18 protein-coding genes and 1 riboswitch are annotated in these 17,764 nt (G+C 68.2%); of the genes, 15 read left to right on the forward strand and 3 right to left on the reverse strand.

All coding sequences use genetic code 11. The annotated features are described in order from the left end of the window. The first annotated feature begins 15 nt into the window (after positions 1-15). From C507_RS0104660 to C507_RS0104715, 12 genes are all read left to right on the forward strand, one after another. Complete coding sequence (locus C507_RS0104660; RefSeq protein ID WP_018698500.1) at positions 16-1,008, forward strand: ABC transporter substrate-binding protein; 993 nt, start codon at positions 16-18, stop codon at positions 1,006-1,008. 71 nt (positions 1,009-1,079) lie between these two features. Continuing rightward, positions 1,080-1,880: an ABC transporter permease gene (locus C507_RS0104665; protein WP_018698501.1), complete on the forward strand. Its 801-nt coding sequence runs from the start codon at positions 1,080-1,082 to the stop codon at positions 1,878-1,880. A 158-nt stretch (positions 1,881-2,038) separates the two neighbouring features. Continuing rightward, entirely contained in the window at positions 2,039-2,902 is an 864-nt protein-coding gene (locus tag C507_RS20365) for an alpha/beta fold hydrolase (RefSeq protein ID WP_018698502.1), read from the forward strand. 33 nt (positions 2,903-2,935) lie between these two features. Beyond that, a complete protein-coding gene (locus C507_RS0104675) occupies positions 2,936-3,850 on the forward strand; it encodes a VOC family protein (protein ID WP_026318852.1) in 915 nt (304 codons plus the stop codon). Between the two features lie 4 nt (positions 3,851-3,854). Then, entirely contained in the window at positions 3,855-4,646 is a 792-nt protein-coding gene (locus C507_RS0104680) for an SDR family oxidoreductase (protein ID WP_018698504.1), read from the forward strand. Next, positions 4,612-6,321: a thiamine pyrophosphate-binding protein gene (locus C507_RS0104685; protein WP_018698505.1), complete on the forward strand. Its 1,710-nt coding sequence runs from the start codon at positions 4,612-4,614 to the stop codon at positions 6,319-6,321. The genes C507_RS0104680 and C507_RS0104685 overlap by 35 nt, the downstream gene beginning before the upstream one ends. Beyond that, the gene (locus tag C507_RS0104690) at positions 6,318-7,148 is read left to right on the forward strand and encodes an aspartate dehydrogenase (protein ID WP_018698506.1); all 831 of its coding nucleotides are present in this window, start codon (positions 6,318-6,320) and stop codon (positions 7,146-7,148) included. The genes C507_RS0104685 and C507_RS0104690 overlap by 4 nt, the downstream gene beginning before the upstream one ends. Before the next feature lie 7 nt (positions 7,149-7,155). Further along, positions 7,156-8,649 (forward strand): aldehyde dehydrogenase, encoded by a 1,494-nt coding sequence (locus C507_RS0104695; protein ID WP_018698507.1) that lies wholly within the window; start codon positions 7,156-7,158, stop codon positions 8,647-8,649. A gap of 23 nt (positions 8,650-8,672) precedes the next feature. After that, entirely contained in the window at positions 8,673-9,446 is a 774-nt protein-coding gene (locus tag C507_RS0104700; RefSeq protein ID WP_245559649.1) for an SDR family oxidoreductase, read from the forward strand. 20 nt (positions 9,447-9,466) lie between these two features. Continuing rightward, positions 9,467-10,738, forward strand: coding sequence for an FAD-dependent oxidoreductase (locus C507_RS0104705; protein WP_018698509.1), 1,272 nt, complete (start codon positions 9,467-9,469; stop codon positions 10,736-10,738). Positions 10,739-10,740: 2 nt separating this feature from the next. Further along, positions 10,741-11,202: a flavodoxin domain-containing protein gene (locus C507_RS0104710; protein ID WP_018698510.1), complete on the forward strand. Its 462-nt coding sequence runs from the start codon at positions 10,741-10,743 to the stop codon at positions 11,200-11,202. Positions 11,203-11,272: 70 nt separating this feature from the next. After that, positions 11,273-12,061: an IclR family transcriptional regulator gene (locus tag C507_RS0104715; RefSeq protein ID WP_018698511.1), complete on the forward strand. Its 789-nt coding sequence runs from the start codon at positions 11,273-11,275 to the stop codon at positions 12,059-12,061. 81 nt (positions 12,062-12,142) lie between these two features. On the opposite strand, the gene C507_RS0104720 is transcribed toward C507_RS0104715, so the two are convergent. Further along, positions 12,143-13,093, reverse strand: a complete 951-nt coding sequence (locus C507_RS0104720) for a cupin domain-containing protein (protein WP_018698512.1) — start codon at positions 13,091-13,093, stop codon at positions 12,143-12,145. Positions 13,094-13,199: 106 nt separating this feature from the next. Between C507_RS0104720 and C507_RS0104725 the strand changes: the two genes are divergently transcribed. Continuing rightward, positions 13,200-14,024 (forward strand): IclR family transcriptional regulator, encoded by an 825-nt coding sequence (locus tag C507_RS0104725; protein ID WP_018698513.1) that lies wholly within the window; start codon positions 13,200-13,202, stop codon positions 14,022-14,024. 5 nt (positions 14,025-14,029) lie between these two features. On the opposite strand, the gene C507_RS0104730 is transcribed toward C507_RS0104725, so the two are convergent. Next, complete coding sequence (locus C507_RS0104730) at positions 14,030-14,872, reverse strand: IclR family transcriptional regulator (protein ID WP_051089711.1); 843 nt, start codon at positions 14,870-14,872, stop codon at positions 14,030-14,032. Between the two features lie 252 nt (positions 14,873-15,124). On the opposite strand from C507_RS0104730, the gene C507_RS0104735 reads away from it, so the two are divergent. Together C507_RS0104735 and C507_RS0104740 are read left to right on the forward strand one after the other, a co-directional pair. Next, entirely contained in the window at positions 15,125-16,267 is a 1,143-nt protein-coding gene (locus C507_RS0104735) for an FAD-dependent monooxygenase (protein WP_018698515.1), read from the forward strand. 46 nt (positions 16,268-16,313) lie between these two features. Beyond that, positions 16,314-16,493: riboswitch (FMN riboswitch) on the forward strand. 176 nt (positions 16,494-16,669) lie between these two features. Further along, positions 16,670-17,104, forward strand: coding sequence for a 6,7-dimethyl-8-ribityllumazine synthase (locus tag C507_RS0104740; protein ID WP_018698516.1), 435 nt, complete (start codon positions 16,670-16,672; stop codon positions 17,102-17,104). Between the two features lie 57 nt (positions 17,105-17,161). Here the strand turns inward: C507_RS0104740 and C507_RS0104745 are convergent, their stop codons facing one another. After that, on the reverse strand, positions 17,162-17,716 hold the full coding sequence (locus C507_RS0104745) for a helix-turn-helix domain-containing protein (protein WP_156829163.1): 555 nt from the start codon (positions 17,714-17,716) through the stop codon (positions 17,162-17,164). Between the last annotated feature and the right edge of the window lie 48 nt (positions 17,717-17,764).

Here is a 17,764-nt window from a genome sequence, read left to right on the forward strand (position 1 = left end):
AGGAAGGAGCTTTCCATGAAGTTCGAGCGTTTGACCCGCACCATGCGGCAAGTTGCTGCCGTTGCCGCGGTTTCCGCCGTCATGACCACCGGCGCACTGGCCGCGGAAAAGATGGTGTACCTGTTCCCGGCCCCCGACTTCCTGCCGGCGTTCACGCCGTTCCAGGTGGCCAAGCAGAAGGGCTACTACGACGAGGCCGGCCTCGACGTGGAGTTCCGCATCGGCAAGGGCGGAGCGGACGTGGCCAAGCAGGTTGCCGTCGGCAACGCCGACCTCGGTGGCGGCATCGGCGACACGCCGATCATCGTTCGCGCCAACGGCCTGCCGGTGAAGGGCGTCGCGCTTCTCGGCGGCAAGGCCCTGACGCAGCTCGTCATTCGTGACGACAGCGGCGCGGCCGACGTGGCGAGCCTGAAGGGCAAGAAGGTTGGCGTCATGGCCTTCCAGGACACCACCTACTACAACCTGCTCGCTGCCCTGCAGTCGGCCGGTCTGTCCAAGGACGACGTCGACATCCAGGCCGTCGGCCCGGCCGGCATGGTCCAGCTGATGATCTCCGGCGACCTCGACGCGATCTCCGGCACCCCGGACTGGGCGGCCTCCATCGAGGGCGCAGGCGTCGACCTGACGGTCATCCCGATCAACGACATGTTCCCGGCCATGGCCCAGGCGATCCTGTCCTCCGACGACACGATCAAGGACAAGCCGGAGCTGGTGCGCGGCTTCGTCCAGGCGACGCTCAAGGGCATGCGCGACGTGATGGAGGATCCGGAAGGCTCCGCCAAGCTGCTCGCCGAGACCGTCCCGCAGTTCGGCGGCAAGGAAGAGTTCCTGGTCGAGGTGATGAAGCGCTACGACGCCCTCGTCTACGAGACTGAGGACATGAGCAAGCTCGGCGCCTTCGATCCCGAGCGCGTCAAGGCGGTTCAGGACTTCTACCTCGACGCCGGCATCATCTCGTCCGAGACGCCGCTCGACGACCTGTACACCAACGAGTTCGTCGAGTGACCGACCACACGACCATCGACACTCGGAGCGCCCCCGATCTCGGGGGCGCAACCGGAACCGAGAGGCCCCGGATGTCCCGGCTCCTTCCCACCATGCTTTCCCGCTGGAACCCGGCCGGGCCGGAGCTCGGCATCATGGTCGCCGTCGGCGTCGCGGTCATAGCGGCCTGGGAGTTCCTCCCGCCGCTCTTCGACGTTCCGAAATACATCATCCCGACCTTCTCAGACTGCCTCTCGGAATTCTTCCGGATGCTGCAGTACGAGGAGCTCGGCAAGAATTTCATGTCGACCCTGGTGACGTCGGTTGTCGGCTTCCTGCTGGGCAGCGCGATGGGGGCCGTGTTCGGCTACCTGCTCGGCCTGTCGAAGCTCTGGGAGCGGGTCCTGTCGCCCTACATCCTGGCGCTGCAGATCGCTCCGAAGGTCGCCTTCGCGCCGCTGTTCATCATGTGGTTCGGCTACAACGCCCTGCCCAAGCTGCTGGTCACGATCCTGATCGTGTTCTTCCCGATCCTTGTGAACGTGCTGCAGTCGATGAAGACGGTGGACCGGGACCTGATCAACCTGGCACGCGTCTACAACATGTCGCGCTTCACGATCTTCCGGAAGATCGAGTTCCCCTCCTCCATGCCGTCGCTGTTCGCGGGCCTGCGCATCGGCGCGACGCTTGCCGTCATCGGCGTGACCGTCGGCGAACTGGTGGGCGGCAACACCGGTCTGGGCTTCCTCATCACCTATGGCGAGGGCCAGGCCAACACCGCGATGGTCTTCAACGCCATCGGCCTCCTCACGGTAATCGGCATCGTCATGTACTTCGCCGTCGCGGGCGTCGAGAAGCGCGTGCTGCACTACCTGGAGCGCGAGGACCACTGACCGGCTCGGGCCGCGTCGGCGGCCCGGCCCTGACCCGCATTGACCCGTGTCCGCCCCTGTCGATCCGTTGACAGGCCCGGCCATCAGGCGTAACCATAATCGTGAACACTATGTTCAATAAAGAACGATTCTTGCGCACGGCAAGCTGGGAGGCGGCCATGCCCCACAAGTCGGACGAGATGGACGGCGGCGATCGCGTTCTGCGCGCGACGTCGGCCGGCATCGACTTCCTTCGCCGTTCAGCGCCCGGCGAAGCGGTGGTGTTCCTGCACGGCATCGGCTCGCGTGGCGAATCCTTCCTGCCGCTGGTTCCCCACCTGCACCCCGACCTCGACCTGATCTTCTGGAATGCCCCCGGCTATGCCGGCTCCGCGCCGCTCGCCGAAGACTGGCCGACCGAGGACGCCTATGCCGCGGCGCTGTTGCGGTTCCTCGACGCGCTGGGGATCGACCGGGCGCTGCTCGTCGGCCATTCGCTGGGCACCCTGATCGCGGCGCGCTTCGCCGCCGGGCACCGCGCCCGGCTGAGCGGCCTGGTGCTTTCGGAATGCGCGGCAGGTTACGGCATTCCCGTCGGCAGCGAGCTGCCGGAGAAGTCCCGCGCCCGGATTGACGCCCTCCAGGCATTGGGCGGCGTCGAGTTCGCCCGAACCCGGGCGCCGAAGCTGGTCCATGAAGCCGACACCGCGCCGGACGCCGTTGCGGCCGTGGAGACGGCGATGGCTGCCGTCACCCTGCCGGGCTACGGGCAGGCCGTGCGGATGCTGTCGTCGGGCCGGCTATCGGAGAGCCTCGCCTCGGTCACCATCCCGACCACCTTCGTCTGGGCCGAGGGCGACACGGTCACTCCCGAGGATCAGACGCTCGCCGCGCTGGAGGCCCGCCGGTCCGCGGGAGGGCCCGCGCCGCACTACCTCCAGATCCCGGCGGCCGGCCATGCGGTCTACCTGCAGCAGCCGGAAGCCTTCGCGAACATCGTCACCGGCGCGCTCGCCGCCTCCGCTTCTGGAGAGACGGCATGACCGCCAGCACACCGATCGAGACAGGAGGTTGCGATGACTGAGCCTTTGAGAGCCGGACATCTGCGCGGCATCATGATGCGCGCCCCCGCGATGACCGCGACCGTCGACTTCTACGTCGAGTCCTGGGGACTTTCGCTGGCCAAGCGCGGCGACGGCGTCGCCTACATGGCCGGCACAGGTCCAGAGCCGTTCCTCTACGGCCTCAAGGACAGCGACAGCTACGGTATCGAGTATGTTCACTTCGGCATGCCCGACCGGGCCGCGATGGACGCCTTCTATCTGCAGAGCGTGGAGCGCGGCGCCACCGCGCTCGGGGCTCCCGCCGAGTTCCAGGACGAGATCGGCGGCTACGGCTTCGAGATCCTCGACCCGGACTGCCGCCGCCTGCGCTTCACCACCGACCTCGCGATGAAGCCGTCGGAGGACCAGTTCGCCCTGCCCCGTAAGGTGTCGCACGTGGTGCTCAACACGCCCGACATGGAGGGCGTCCGCGATTGGTACTGCGAGGTGCTCGGCTTCCGGGTCAGCGACTACTCGGCCGACCAGATGGTGTTCCTGCGCTGCTCCACCGACCACCACTCCATCGCCCTGGTGCGCGCGCCCTACGCCAGCGTCAACCACGTGGCGTTCGAGATGCCGAACCTGGATTCCTTCATGCGCGGCATCGGCCGGATGAAGCAGAAGGGGCAGGTGCCGAGCTGGGGTCCCGGCCGCCACGGCCCCGGCAACAACCCGTTCGCCTATTTCGTCTCGCCGTCGGGCTTCGTCATCGAGTTCACCTCCGAGCTGCAGCAGATCGACGAGGCGACGCACGAGGCCAAGGTCTGGTCGCGCACGGATCCCGATTCCATGGACCGCTGGATGACCGCCGGCCCGCCCACCCCCGCCCAGCGCGCGGTGATGATGGGGCGGCCGGATCCCGGCTTCCCGTCCCTGAAGCAGGGCTGAGCGGATGGATCTCCGGCTCAACGGCAAGACGGTCGTCGTCACCGGCGGCAGCTCCGGCATCGGGCTCGCGGCCGCGCGCCTCTTCCTGGAGGAAGGCGCCAACGTCGCCTTCTGCGCCCGTGGCGCCGAGCGGCTCGAGGCGGCAAAGATCGGGCTCGTCGCCGATTTCGGCGAGGAGCGCATCCTCGCCGAAGCAGTGTCCGTGCTCGACGAGGCCGCCTTCGGCGGCTTCGCGGAGCGCGTGCTTGCGCGCTTCGGTGGCGTCGACGCCCTGATCAACAATGCCGGCCAGGGCCGGGTCTCGACCTTCGCGTCCACCACCGACGAGGCGTGGCGGGAAGAGCTCGAGCTCAAATATTTCAGCCAGATCTATCCGGTGCGGGCCTTCCGCGCGGCGCTCGAGGCCAGCGGCCAGGGCGCCATCGTGGCGGTCAACTCGCTGCTCGCCTTCCAGCCTGAGGCGCACATGGTGTGCACCTCGTCCGCCCGTGCCGGCGTCCAGAGCCTGTTGAAGTCGCTCAGCGTCGAGCTCGCCCCGGCGATCCGGGTCAACTCGATCCTGATCGGCCTGGTGGATTCCAACCAGTGGCAGCGCCGCTTCGAGAACCGGGACGACCAGTCCCAGTCGCGCGAGGCGTGGTTCGCCGATCTCGCATCCAAGAAGAACATCCCGCTCGGCCGGCTCGGCCAGGCCGAGGAAGCGGCGCGCGCGCTCGTTTTCCTCGCCTCGCCCGCCGCCTCGTACATCACAGGAGCCTACCTTGAGATCTCTGGCGGCGTCTCACGCTTCGTTTGACGAGCCCCACGGGGCGCTCGTTCCCGACACGGTCGGCGGCCAGATCGCGCGGGCGCTCGCGGATCTTGGCGTGACGACCGTCTTCGGCGTCATTTCCATCCACAACATGCCGATCCTCGACGGCATCGCCGAGCAGGGGCTGATCCGTTTCGTCCCGGCACGCGGCGAGGCCGGCGCCATGAACATGGCCGACGCCTATGCGCGCGTCTCCGGCGGGCTCGGCGTCGTGCTGACCTCCACCGGCACCGCGGCAGGCAATGCCGCCGGCGGCCAGGCCGAAGCGCTCACCGTCGGCAGCCCCGTGCTGCACATCACCACCCAGGTGGATCTCTCGCACGCCGACCGCGACCGGGCACCGATCCACGACGTGCCGAAGCAGCCGGAGATGCTGAAGGGCATCTCCAAGGCCACCTTCCGCATCTGGGACGCCGCTTCCGTCATCGGTACGCTCACCGCAGCCGCCTCCGCCGCGCTCAGCGCGCCCACCGGCCCGGTGAGCCTGGAAGTCCCCGTCGACGTTCAGCGCGCCAAGCCGGTCACCGCCGCCCGCGCCTACCCGCCGGTGATCGTCCGGCCGATTGCGGCGGACGCGGCGATCGACGAGCTCGCAGAGCGCGTGAAGGCGGCCAAGCGGCCGATGATCTGGCTCGGCGGCGGTGCCCGAGGCGCCTCGAAGGAGGCCACTGAACTGGTGGATCGCGGGTTCGGCGCGGTGACCAGCACCACCGGTCGCGGCGTCGTGCCGGAGGACAACGCCGCCAGCCTCGGCGCCTTCAACATGACGCCCGAGGCCGCGCAGATCTACACCACCTGCGACCTGATGATCGTCATTGGCTCGAAGCTGCGCGGCAACGAGACCCGCGACAACAAGCTGCCGCTTCCCGGACAGCTCGTGCAAATCGATGCCGACGCGGGCCGCTGCGGCAAGAACTATCCCGTGGAGCAGTTCATCCACGGCGATGCGGCCGATACGCTGGCCCGCCTGCTCGACCGGTTGCCGGCGCGACTGGACACCGACCCGTCCTTCCCGCACGACATCGCCTCGGCCCGTGCCCGGGCGGAGGGCGCGCTGCGCGGACGCCTCGGCCCCTACCAGGTGATCGCCGACCATCTGCTCGCCCGCGTTATTGCCGGACGTCACCCGTGGGTGCGCGACGTGACCATCTCCAACTCCACCTTCGGCAACCGCTACGTCACGGTGGCGGCGCCCAATCTCGGCGTCCATGCCGCCGGCGGCGGCATCGGCCAGGGCATCGCCATGGGGATCGGAGCGGCGATCGCCTCGCCCGACGCCAAGACCGTCTGCCTGGTGGGTGACGGCGGCGCGATGCTCGGGATGGCGGAGCTGATCACCGCCGTCGATGAAAACGCCCCGATCGTCTACGTGCTGATGAACGATGCGGCCTACGGCGTCATCCAGAACATCCAGGATGCGCAGTATGAGGGTCGCCGCCACTATTCGGCGCTGAAGACGCCGAACTTCGCCAAGCTGTGCGACGCCATCGACATGCCGCACGTCCGCGTTGGCGAGATCGACGCCTTCCCGGACGCGTTCGATACCGCGCTGAAGGCCGACGGGCCCGTCGTGCTGGAAGTCGACATGGTCGCCATCGGCCCGTTCGCGGAAGCTTTCGCCGGCCCGCCCGCCGGCGCCGCAGGGAAGGCCAACTCATGATCGCACGCCTCGGCATCATCGGCTTCGGCAACATCGCCTCGACCCTCTTCGACGTGCTTGCCCGTGACGGGCGGGCGCGCTTCGAGGCGGTCTCGGTCCTCTGCCCGCCGGGCATGGTGGACGCGGCGAAGACGGCGCTGGCGGACCGGGCCGCCGCGCTCGCCGACGAGGTGAGCTTCCACGAGAGCGTCGACGCCTATCTGGCCACCAGCCCCGACCTGACCATCGAATGCGCGGTCCATCAGGTGGTGCGCGAGACGGTCCCGGAAATCCTGAAGGCCGGCTGCGAGACGATCATCGTCTCCATCGGGGCGCTCGCCGACGATGCCACCACCGCCGCGCTGCAAGACGCCGCAGCCGCCGGACGCACCCGCGTGGCGCTGGTTTCCGGTGCCATTGGCGGCATCGATGCGCTCGCCGCCGCGCGCCTCGCCGGCATCGAGGAGGTCATCTACACCGGCCGCAAGCCGCCGCACGCCTGGACCGGCACGCCGGCCGAAGAGATCCTCGACCTTGCATCGCTCGCCGAAGAGGCGGTGTTCTTCTCCGGTACGGCTCGCGCTGCCGCCACCCAGTATCCGAAGAACGCCAACGTCGCCGCGACCCTGGCGCTCGCCGGGGTCGGCTTCGACCGGACCCGCGTGCGGCTGATCGCCGATCCGGCCGCCACCGGCAACACGCACGAATACGAGGTGCGCTCGGCGTCGGTGAACTACACGATCCGGCTGGAGGGCAAGGCCTCCCCCGACAATCCCAAGACGTCGGTTTCGACCGTGTACAGCGTGGCCCGCGAGGTGCTGAACCGCATCGCGCCGCTGTCGATCTGAGGAAGTGATGTCCGAAACAACCTACGACCTTCCCGACGGCCGCCTTTTCGTGGGCGGCAAGTGGGAGACCGGATCGGGCGCCGAGATCGTCTCGACCTTTTCCCATGACGGCTCGGAAAACCGCCGCCTGTCAGGCGCGTCCGTCGAGGACGGGCTGCGCGCCATCGCGCGCGCCAAGGCCGCCCAGTCCGATCCTGCCTGGCTCGATCTCCTGCCGCACCAGCGGGCGCGCTACCTGGCTCGTATCGCCGACGGCATCGAGGCGAACGTCGACCGGATCTCCTACATCCAGACCCGCGACACCGGGAAGACGCGGACCGAGACCACCGCGCTCGCCATGTCGGCGGCCGGGACCTTCCGCTACTTTGCGGCTGTCCTGGAAACCGCCGACGAGGACCTGACCGCGCGTCGTGGCGACTGTCTCACCCTGTCGGTTCACGAGCCGATCGGTCTCGTCGGCGCGATCACGCCGTGGAATTCCCCGATCGCGTCCGACGCCCAGAAGGTCGCCCCGGCGCTCGCCGCCGGGAACGCCGTGCTCCTGAAGCCGTCGAGCTGGTCGCCACTGGTCTCGCTGGAGCTGGCCCGCATCATCGAGGAGGCCGGCCTGCCCGAAGGCCTCTTCTCCGTCCTGCCGGGCTCGGGCCGCGAAATCGGAAACCTCCTTGTGGAGCATCCGGACATCGGCCGCATTTCCTTCACCGGCGGCACCGAAACCGGCCGGCGCATCGGCGAGCAGGCCGGACGCAAGCTCATGCCGCTGTCGCTGGAGCTTGGCGGCAAGTCGCCGACCATCGTCTTTTCCGATGCCGACATGGACCAGGCCATCGCCGGCGTCCTGTTCGGTATCTTCTCGTCCAGCGGCCAGTCGTGCATCGCCGGCTCGCGCCTGTTCGTCGCGCGCGAGATCTACGACACGTTCGTCGCGCGCCTGGTCGAGGCGACGGAGAAGCTCGTCGTCGGCTCGCCCTTCGAAGCTGCGACACAGGTCGCGCCGCTGGTGACCTTCGAGCATCGAGAGGCTGTCGAGGCCTACATCGCGCTCGCCCGCGAGGAAGGCGGTCGCGTGCTGACCGGCGGCGAGCGCCCGGAAGGCGACGCCTATGCCCAGGGAGCCTACCTGAAGCCGACCATCATCGAGGGTCTGACCAATGACAGCCGCACCTGCCGGGAGGAGATCTTCGGGCCGGTCCTGGTCGTGCTGCCCTTCGAGGACGAGGCCGACGTGATTGCGCAGTCCAACGACAACGACTACGGGCTGGCCTGCGGCATCTGGACGAAGGACTTTGCCCGGGCCTGGCGGCTGGCGCGCGCCATCGACGCCGGGACCGTCTGGATCAACACCTACAAGCAGTTCTCCATCTCGACGCCGTTCGGCGGCGACGGGGCGAGCGGCATCGGACGCGAGAAGGGACGCCAGGGCATGCGGGTCTACCAGCGCCAGAAGGCGATCTACCACGGCCTCGGCGATGGCCCCCTGCCCTGGGCGCGCCTGTCATGACCGCGCGCGGGGACAGCGGACCGATGGATACGAGCGGAGCGATTGCCATGCTGGAAGGCCGGTCGATCGTCATCACCGGCGCAGGCGGCGGCCTTGGGCGTGAAATCGCCCTCGACTGTGCCCGTCGCGGCGCCTACGTGATCCTCGCCGATCTCGACGAGGCGCGCTGCCTGGAGACGGCCGACGCGGTGGGCGCCGCAGGCCATTCCTGCGAGGCGCACGTCATCGATCTCGGCGACCCTGCATCCATCGACCGCTTCGCGACCACGCTCGCCGGCGAGCGCGACCAGCTGCACGGGCTCGTCAACAACGGCGCCATCGCCACCGGCATCGGCGGCATCGGCTTCCGCGACGTTGATATCGAGACCTTCGACAAGGTGCAGCGCGTCAACGTGCGCGGCACCTGGCTGATGATCCGCGCGATGGCACCGCTGCTTATCGCCTCGGGCAGCGGCCGTATCGTCAACCTCGCCTCCGACACCGCGCTGTGGGGCGCGCCGAATCTGATCTCCTACACGGCCTCGAAGGGGGCGGTGATGGCGATGACCCGGTCGCTCGCCCGTGAACTCGGTCCCGACCGGGTGGGTGTCACGGCCGTGGCGCCCGGCATCCTGACGACGGCCTCGACGGAGTATGTGCCCGAGCATCGGCACACGCTGTACGAGACCGGCCGCGCCGTCCCCGGACCGCAGAGCCCCGACGAGGTGGTCGGCACGATCTCGTTCCTGCTGTCGCAGGATGCGCTGACGCTCACCGGCCAGACGCTGCCCGTCAACAACGGCTTCGTCTTCAACTGAGCGCGAGAGGAGAGGCAACCGTGAGCGTGACCATCGCCATTGTCGGCGCCGGACCGTCGGGCTGCTACCTCGCCCAGGCGCTCGGCAAGCTGCGCGATGACCTGGCAATCGACATCATCGACCGGATGCCGGTGCCCTACGGGCTGGTCCGGTACGGAGTCGCCCCCGATCACCAGGGCACCAAGGGCGTCATCCGACAGTTTGCCCGGCTGTTCGAGCGCGAAGGCGTTGGCTTCGTCGGCAACCTCAGGATCGGAGACCCGGAACACGGTGCCGACCTGACCCTGGACGAGCTGCGCGACCTCTACGACGTGGTGGTGCTTGCGACTGGCCTCTCCGCCGACCGGACCCTCGGCGTTCCCGGCGAAGAGCTCGAAGGGGTGTTCCGCGCCGGCACGCTGACCCGACACTGGAACGACCATCCCGACGAGGCGGCCCACAACCCGGCCCTCGGCGAACGGGTGGTGATCGTCGGCAACGGCAATGTCGCCATCGACATCCTGCGCATCCTCGCCAAGGAGACCCACGAATTCGAGGGCTCGGATTTCGGCGACCACCACGCCACCCGGCTCGAGCAGACCGCGGTACGCACCATCGACATTGTCGGCCGCTCGCCCGCGGCCCACGCGAAGTTCGATCCGGTCATGATCCGCGAACTCGGCAAGCTCTCGGGCGTGCGGATCGTGGTTGAGGACCTGGATGACGCGACGGAGGGCGAGGACAAGCGGCTCGCCGCGCTGCGCGAAATCGATGGCCACGGCGCGGCCGACGCGGCAAAGACCGTCACCTTCCGCTTCGGCTGGGCGCCGGAGCGCGCCGCCGGAACGGACGGCCGCGTGACGGAGATGCATTTCCACAATGCGAGCGACGGCGCGGAACTGGTCCTTGCCTGCGACAGCGTCATCACCGCCATCGGCTTCGAGGACGACACGTCGATGAACCGGAGCGGCCTGGTCGGTCGCGCCAGCGATGCGGAGGCCGGCGTCGTGGAGCCCGGCCTCTATCTTGCCGGCTGGTTCAAGCGCGGGCCTCGCGGCACGATTCCGGAGAACCGGGCCGACGCCCAGGCGCTTGCCAAGCGGATCGCGGCCGATCTCGAGGCCGCCCCGCCCAGCGGCACCCGGCCGGGTGCGACGGCGCTGCGCTCGCGCTTCGACACCATTACCGATTATGAGGGCTGGCTCAGGATCGACGCCGCCGAGACGGCCGACCTTCCCGATGCACGCTGCCGGCGCAAACTCACCCGCGTCGAGGACATGCTGGCCGCCGCCCGCGCCAAAACGGAGACCTGACGATGGACATCACGATTCTCTACGGGACGGAGACCGGCAACGCGGAAATGCTGTCGGAGGACATCCAGTCCCACCTGGAAGGCGACCACTCCGTTGAACTCTCCAACCTCTCCGACTTCGATCCCGGCTCGTTCGACAAGAACCGGTTCTACATCGTCGTGTGCTCCACCTACGGCGACGGCGAGCTTCCCGCCTCCGCCCAGCCTTTCGCAGAGGCGATGGAAGCCGCGAAGCCGGATCTCGCCGGCATCCATTTCGCCATCTTCGGGATGGGCGACATGGAATACGAAGAGACCTTCAACAACGGCTCCAAGCGCATGGAGGACCTGTTGACCGCCCACGGCGCCAAGAAGGTCGGCGAACGGATCACCCACGACGCCTCGAGCTCCGACCTGGCGGAAGATCTCGCCATGGACTGGGCCGACGCCCGCGTTGCCGAGGCGGCCGGCCTGGTCGAGGCCTGAGCGGCGCCATCTCGACCGCCGCGCAATCAGCGGTTACACCTCGCCGACCATGTTTCCGGCGAGGGACGAGATGGACCGCGACAAGCCGACCGCCTACGAGGTGCCCCCGGTCAAACGGGCGATCGCCGTCCTCAAATATGTCGGCGCCGGCAACAGCTGCGCCAACATCTCGCGCGCCGCCAAGGATCTCTCCATCAACCGCACCACCCTGATCCGGCTTCTGCACACGCTGCGGGAGGAACGGATGATCGAGGAGCGCGACGAGAATGCCGGCTACCGGCTGGGTCTCGGTCTGATCGGACTGGCGACGGAATCCATGAACGGGCGCGACGTCATCCAGGTCGGGCGCCCCCGTCTCGCGACGCTCGCCACCACCATCGGCCTGTCCGCCCATCTCGGGGTGCTCGATGGCCACGAGGTGATCTACCTGGTGCGCGAATCCCCCAACTCCCACCTCGTCTCCAACGTCCGCGAGGGGACGCGTCTGCCGGCCCATGCCACCACGATGGGGCGCATCATTCTCGCCTATCTGCCTGAAGACGAGCTGGCGGCGCTTTACCGGGACGCGCCGATGGAGGGTTTCACCGATCGTACGGCCACCAGCTTCGAGGCTTTGACCGAGCAGATCGCCGCCGACCGCGCGACCGGGATCGCCTGGAGCGCGGCGAACTTCGAGCCGGGGATCGGCTCCTGCGCCTGCGCCGTGTTCGACCACCGCGATCGGCCGGTGGCGGCGATCAACGTGTCCGGCCCCGAGCACGTCTTCCGCCAGGACGAATCCAGGCTTGCCGTGATCGGCGATGCCGTGCAGGCCACCGCGCGGGAGATCTCCGAGCGGCTCGGCCACCGCCCCGCCTGACCCGACGTCCCGACAGCAGAAAGCCGCGCCTCCGGGCAGGAGACGCGGCTTGGTCAGTTCACAGCCTTTGCGAAGCGCGGATCAGGCCTTTTCGTAGACCACGGTCTCCGGTTCGGCGTCGCCGACGATGTACCAGACGGTGGCGGCGCCGGCGCCGTTGTTGCGGAACCAGTGCGGCTGACCGGCCGGGGTCTTCACCAGGTCGCGCGGGCCGAGCTCGACCTCGACCGTTTCGCCATTCTCTTCCCAGCCGACGGTCAGCGAGCCCTCGAGCACCAGGAAGGCGTCCTCGACTTCGCGGGTGAACGGCTTGACGCCCACGCCGGACGGCACGCCCAGCATCTCCTTGCGGCAGGTATCGTGATCGACGCCGCCCGGGCCGACATAGACCTTGCGGGTGAAGCCGGCGTCTTCCCAGTGCGTCTCCAGCTCGTTGTGGCGCACCACGTACTCCGCCATCAGCTTCTGGATCGGATGCTCGCCGTTGCGGTCGAAGGGCAGCGTCTTGCCGGGCTCGGCGCCGAACGAGCGGGCCAGCTCTGCCGGATGCTCCTTCGGATGGTAGTGGTAGACCGGCGGCAGCGGCTTGCCCACGTCCACGGAAATGGACATCAGCACCGGCTCGACGCCGTCGTTGCGGAAGCCGTGGCCGATCTCCCGGGCGTTCAGGATCATGTCCTTCGGGCCAAGGCGGACCTCGACGACCTCGCCGTCCTTCTCCCAGCCGACGATCAGCGCGCCGTCGATGATGAGGAAGGATTCCTCGATCTCGTGGGAGTGGCAGGCGGCGTACTTGCCCGGCTCCTTGTAGATCAGGCTGACGGTGAAGTGGTCGGGCTTCAGCGTCGTGGTGTCGCCAACCTTCGGCGAACCGCCGGCGCCGATATAGCGCATCTGGGCACGCTCGAGCTCCGGAAAGCCGGAATTGCTCGGGAAGGCGTTCCAGTCGAACTCCTTGTCCACGAAGCGGCCGACGTGCTGCAGCAGGCGCTGCTTGAGGTCGGCGGGCTGGGCGGCGGTCTGAATGTTCATGGCGTCCTCTCCTCGTGGTCGGGCCGGGCAACTTGAAAACGACCCTAGCGCCAATCTGTTTTGCATGCGATACGATGTTTTACATACAAAACACACGAGCATCCGCATGACCGATCCCGTCCCGCCGACCGACAGCCAGGACCGCTATCTCGTGCCCGGGCTGATCAGGGGGCTGGAGGCCCTCAAGGCGTTCACCCCGGAGCGTCCGAACCTGACGCTCAGCGAGCTCGCGGCGTGCCTCGGCACCAGCCGCTCGGCCGCCTTCCGCACGGTTTACACCCTCGCCCACATGGGTTGCCTCCTGCACGACAAGCGCACCCAGACCTATGCGCTCGGACCGGCCGTGCTGCGCCTCGGCTACGGCTATCTGGCGACCCGCGAACTGGTGGAGGTGGCCTATCCCGAGCTCGAGCGGCTGCGCGACGAGACCGGCTGGTCGGCCCACATGGGCATCCTCGACGGCACCTCGGTGCTTTACGTGCTGCGCCTCCCCGCCCCGGCGCGCCTCACCGGTATCGTCCACGTGGGCAGCCGGCTGCCGGCCCGCAGCACCACCATGGGCCGCGTCCTGCTCGCCGACCTGGAGGAAGAAACGCTGCTGTCGCTCTACCGGGCAGACACCCAGGCAGGCGGCCTTGCGGCGCCGGAGATGCTGTCCGGCGTGCTGGCCCAGTGGCGCGAGGATCGCGGTCGCGCCTGGGTGTCCCACGTCGGCGATTTCGAGGCCGGCATCGCCAGCATCGCCGCGCCGGTGCGCGACATGACCGACAGGGTCGTCGCGGCCATCAACCTGACGGCAAGCGCATCACCGGAGAATATCGGGGCCCTGGAGGACGGGCTGTCCGAGGCGATCGGACGCGCGGCGGCGCGCGTCTCCACCCTGCTCGGCGGGCACTCCGATCGCGAAACGCCGGGCCGCGCTCAGCCTTGATCGGATCAGGCGTCGCTGAGCGCTGGCTGGCGCCGGTCGGCGGGGACATGGCCGAGCGAGGCGCTGAGCCGGTCGGCGGCCGCGCGCACCGCTTCCTCGATAGCGGCGGACCGCCCCTCGGCCGGCGCGAACAGCGCGTCCGGACCGCTGACGTTGATTGCCCCGGCGGCTCGGCCCAGATGGTCGAACACGGCGCAGGCACACGATCCGATGCCGAGCTCGAAGTTCGCGACGCTGCGCGCCAGGCCCAGGTCGCGGTCGACGGCAAGTTGTGTTTCCAGTTCGGCGAGCGTCGTCGGCGTCTTGGAGGTGTAGGATGCCAGGTCCGCCTCCGAATAGAGCGCATGCAGCTCCTCGGTGCTCAGCTGCGCGAGCAGGATCCGTCCCATTGTGGTCGCATGCGCTGGCAGACGGGTCCCCTCCCGAACGTTGGAGACCAGCTGCGCATTCGGCGACTGGCGGGCGAGATAGACGATGTCACGCCCGTCCAGGACCGCGAAGTGCGCGGACAGGCCAAGCTCGCGCACCAGGCTCCACAGGACGGGTCGCGCCAGTTGCACCACGTCGCGCGCGTTCAGCGCGTCAGCGGCCAGAGCCAAAAACCCTGGTCCCAGCTGGTAACCGCCGGCGTCGTCGATCTCCTCGATCAGCCGCTCTGCTTCCAGGGTCGCGATAAGCCGGATGAAGGTCGTCCGGTTGATGCCCAGCTCCTTCGCCGCCCTGGAGACGTTGCGGCAGCGGTTTCCGGCCGCGATGTAGCGCAGAAGCGCAAGCGCACGCTGCACGGGCGGTACGGTGTAGGTCGCACCGGCCGTAGCCCCGTCCTGCGCGTCATCTCTGCTGGTCATGATGATAGATCCGAAAGACGCCGGCGCGTCCGGCACCGGCAAGGCATCGTTGAATGGGCCAGGCGGCACGAACGGATCGATCCGGATCGAGTCGCCGGATCGGCTTCGGCGCGACCCTAATCTGAACACCATGTCATTTTGTGAACACCTCGACAACCGCAGCGGGCAGCCCCGCCGGCATTGACCACCTCCACCGAGAATGACAAAATAGAACATTATGTTCAATATTGATCATTCAGGCGGAGGGGCACGATGACGGGGCTTTCGATCGGCATTTGCGGTGGCGGTGTCGGCGGCCTGTGTGCCGGAATTGCGCTGCAGCGGCTCGGGCACAGCGTGTCGATCTTCGAGCAGACAGCCCGGTTCGGCCGGGTCGGCGCCGATATCAACCTCACGCCCAACGCCGTTCATGCGCTTGACGGCCTCGGCGTCGGCGAAGCCGCCCGTGCAACCGCCGCCCGCCCGACCCATCGCATCAGCCGCATGTGGGACTCCGGCGAGGAAACCTCGCGTCTGCCGCTGTCATCCGCGGCGGAAGAGCGCTACGGCGCGCCGCAGCTCACCCTCCACCGGGCCGATCTCCTGTCGATCCTCACCGAGGCCCTCGGCGCAGATACGCTCGCCTTCGGCCACCGTATCGCCGGCGTCGAGCCGGTCGCTGATGGGGCCACGATCACCTTCGCCGACGGCTCCAGCCGGACCTTCGATGTCGTCATCGGCGCCGACGGCATCCATTCCGTCGTGCGACATGCCCTCTTCGGTGACGATCATCCGACCTTCACAGGCATCGTCTCGCACCGCGGCGTCTTCCCCCGCGCAGCCGCCGGCGACCTTGCCAACCTCGACGCCTTCACCAAGTGGTGGGGTCCGACGTCCGATTACCAGATCGTCACCTTCCCGCTCAGCCACGGCCAGGAGATCTTCGTCTTTTCCACGACGCCGCGCTCCGACTGGACGGAGGAAGGCTGGACCATCCCCGGCGATCTCGCGGCTCTCCGCGAGGCCTACAAGGATTTTCACCCCGAGGCCCGCGCGCTCCTCAACGCATTGGACGAGGTGACGAGCTCGGCGCTCCACGTGCGCGAACCCCTGCCGACCTGGTCGAAGGGCTGCATCACCATTCTCGGCGACGCCGCCCACCCGATGGTGCCGTTCATGGCTCAGGGCGCCTGCATGGCGATTGAGGACGCCATCGTGCTCGCCCGCGCCCTGGACGGCGCCGCCAAGGTGGACGTGCCCGCTGCACTTGTTGCCTACGAGGAGGCGCGCAAGGCCCGTACGGCCGAGATCCAGCGTTCGTCGCTGGCCAACGAGTGGATGAAGAAGCAGGGCAACGCCGACTGGGTCTACGGGTACCACGCGTGGACCGTGGACCTTCAGCGCACCGCCGCCTGACCCCGCGCATTTCGATTGCCGTTGACCGCGCGAGCGGCAATACTCCGGCCGTTCTCGGGGCGGGGTGAAACTCCCCACCGGCGGTAAGCAGAAATGCGAGTCCGCGAGCGCCTTCACGGACAGGAAATCGGGATCGCCTCGCGGCCCGCGTGCCCGCCCGGAAGGGTCAGCAGATCAGGTGCGACTCCTGAACCGACGGTCACAGTCCGGATGAGAGAGAACGTGCGGTCTCCTGGCAGGGCGGCACGCCATCCGCGCCCGTGGATGGTGGCCTTCCGCAGGCAGGGCCGGATCCGGGCGTCGCGCGCATTCGCGCCGACCCTCGCCGGAGCCGGACACGCCTCCCCGGAAGCGCGCATGTGATCGCTCCGGGTGACGGTGTCGTCGCGAAGAGGAGTTCACATGACAGCCGCCCGCTATGCTTTCATCAAGGCAAACTGGCATTCCGAGATCGTCGACCAGGCGCTCGAGGGTTTCCGGCAGATCGTGCCAGCCGCCGACATCGACGTGTTCGATGTGCCCGGCGCCTTCGAGATGCCGCTGCTTGCCCAGGACCTCGCCCGCACCGGTCGCTACGCGGCGATCGCCGCGGCTGCCCTCGTGGTCGACGGCGGCATCTACCGGCACGACTTCGTGGCCCAGGCGGTGGTCGACGGGCTGATGCGGGCAGGGCTGGAAACCGGCGTTCCGGTGCTCTCCGTCTCGCTCACGCCGCACCATTTCCAGGAGACCGACCACCACATCGGCATCTTCAAGGCCCACTTCGTCGAGAAGGGCCGCGAGGCAGGACGCGCCGCGCTGGCGATCACCAGAACACGCGCCGCGATCGCGGCGTGACATCGGGCGGCTCTGCCTCGAAACGGCGAGCCGATCCCCGCCTCCCAGCGTGCCGCTTTATCGCCCCTTGATCGGGGCGGACTGGGCGGCGCTGCCATAGGCGAGCGCAAGAGCGTCGAGCGCACGAGCGATGGTGGAGAAGGCGGCATCGCCCTGGTCCAGATCGCCGGCCAGTGGCAGGAGCACGTCGCGGCGCAGCTCGGCATAGGCGTCGGTCACTTCGCGGCCGGCATCGGTGACCTGGTAGCGGGTGTCGCGGCGCGAGCCGCTGCCGATCGCCTCGACGAGCTCGGCCTTCACGAACTTGCGCATGGCGTACTGCATGTTCGGCACGTCTGTGCGGTTGAGAAGCTGGCCAATCTCGGACAGCCGCTTCGGCCGGTCCTCGTAGCGCACCATGTTCAGGATCGCGACGTCGTCACCGGAGATGCCGAGCTCGGCCACCTGGGAAAAGCACGCCGCCTTCCAGCGATAATAGGCCTGAGCCACCCGCTCGAGCGCGAACTCCAGCCCGGCAAGGCGCTCCTCGTCCGGGGTGCGCGCAAGATGCCAGCCGCCGTTCGCGCCCGCCTCGGCGGAAGCGTTCTCCACCAATTTCCTCGATGCTGCCATTTCGCATCTCCACCGCGTGTCACCGGTTGCCATATTCGATTTTTAACG

Origin of the sequence: Amorphus coralli DSM 19760 (genome assembly GCF_000374525.1) — a bacterium.
In the GTDB taxonomy this organism is placed as follows: Bacteria; Pseudomonadota; Alphaproteobacteria; order Rhizobiales; family Amorphaceae; genus Amorphus; species Amorphus coralli.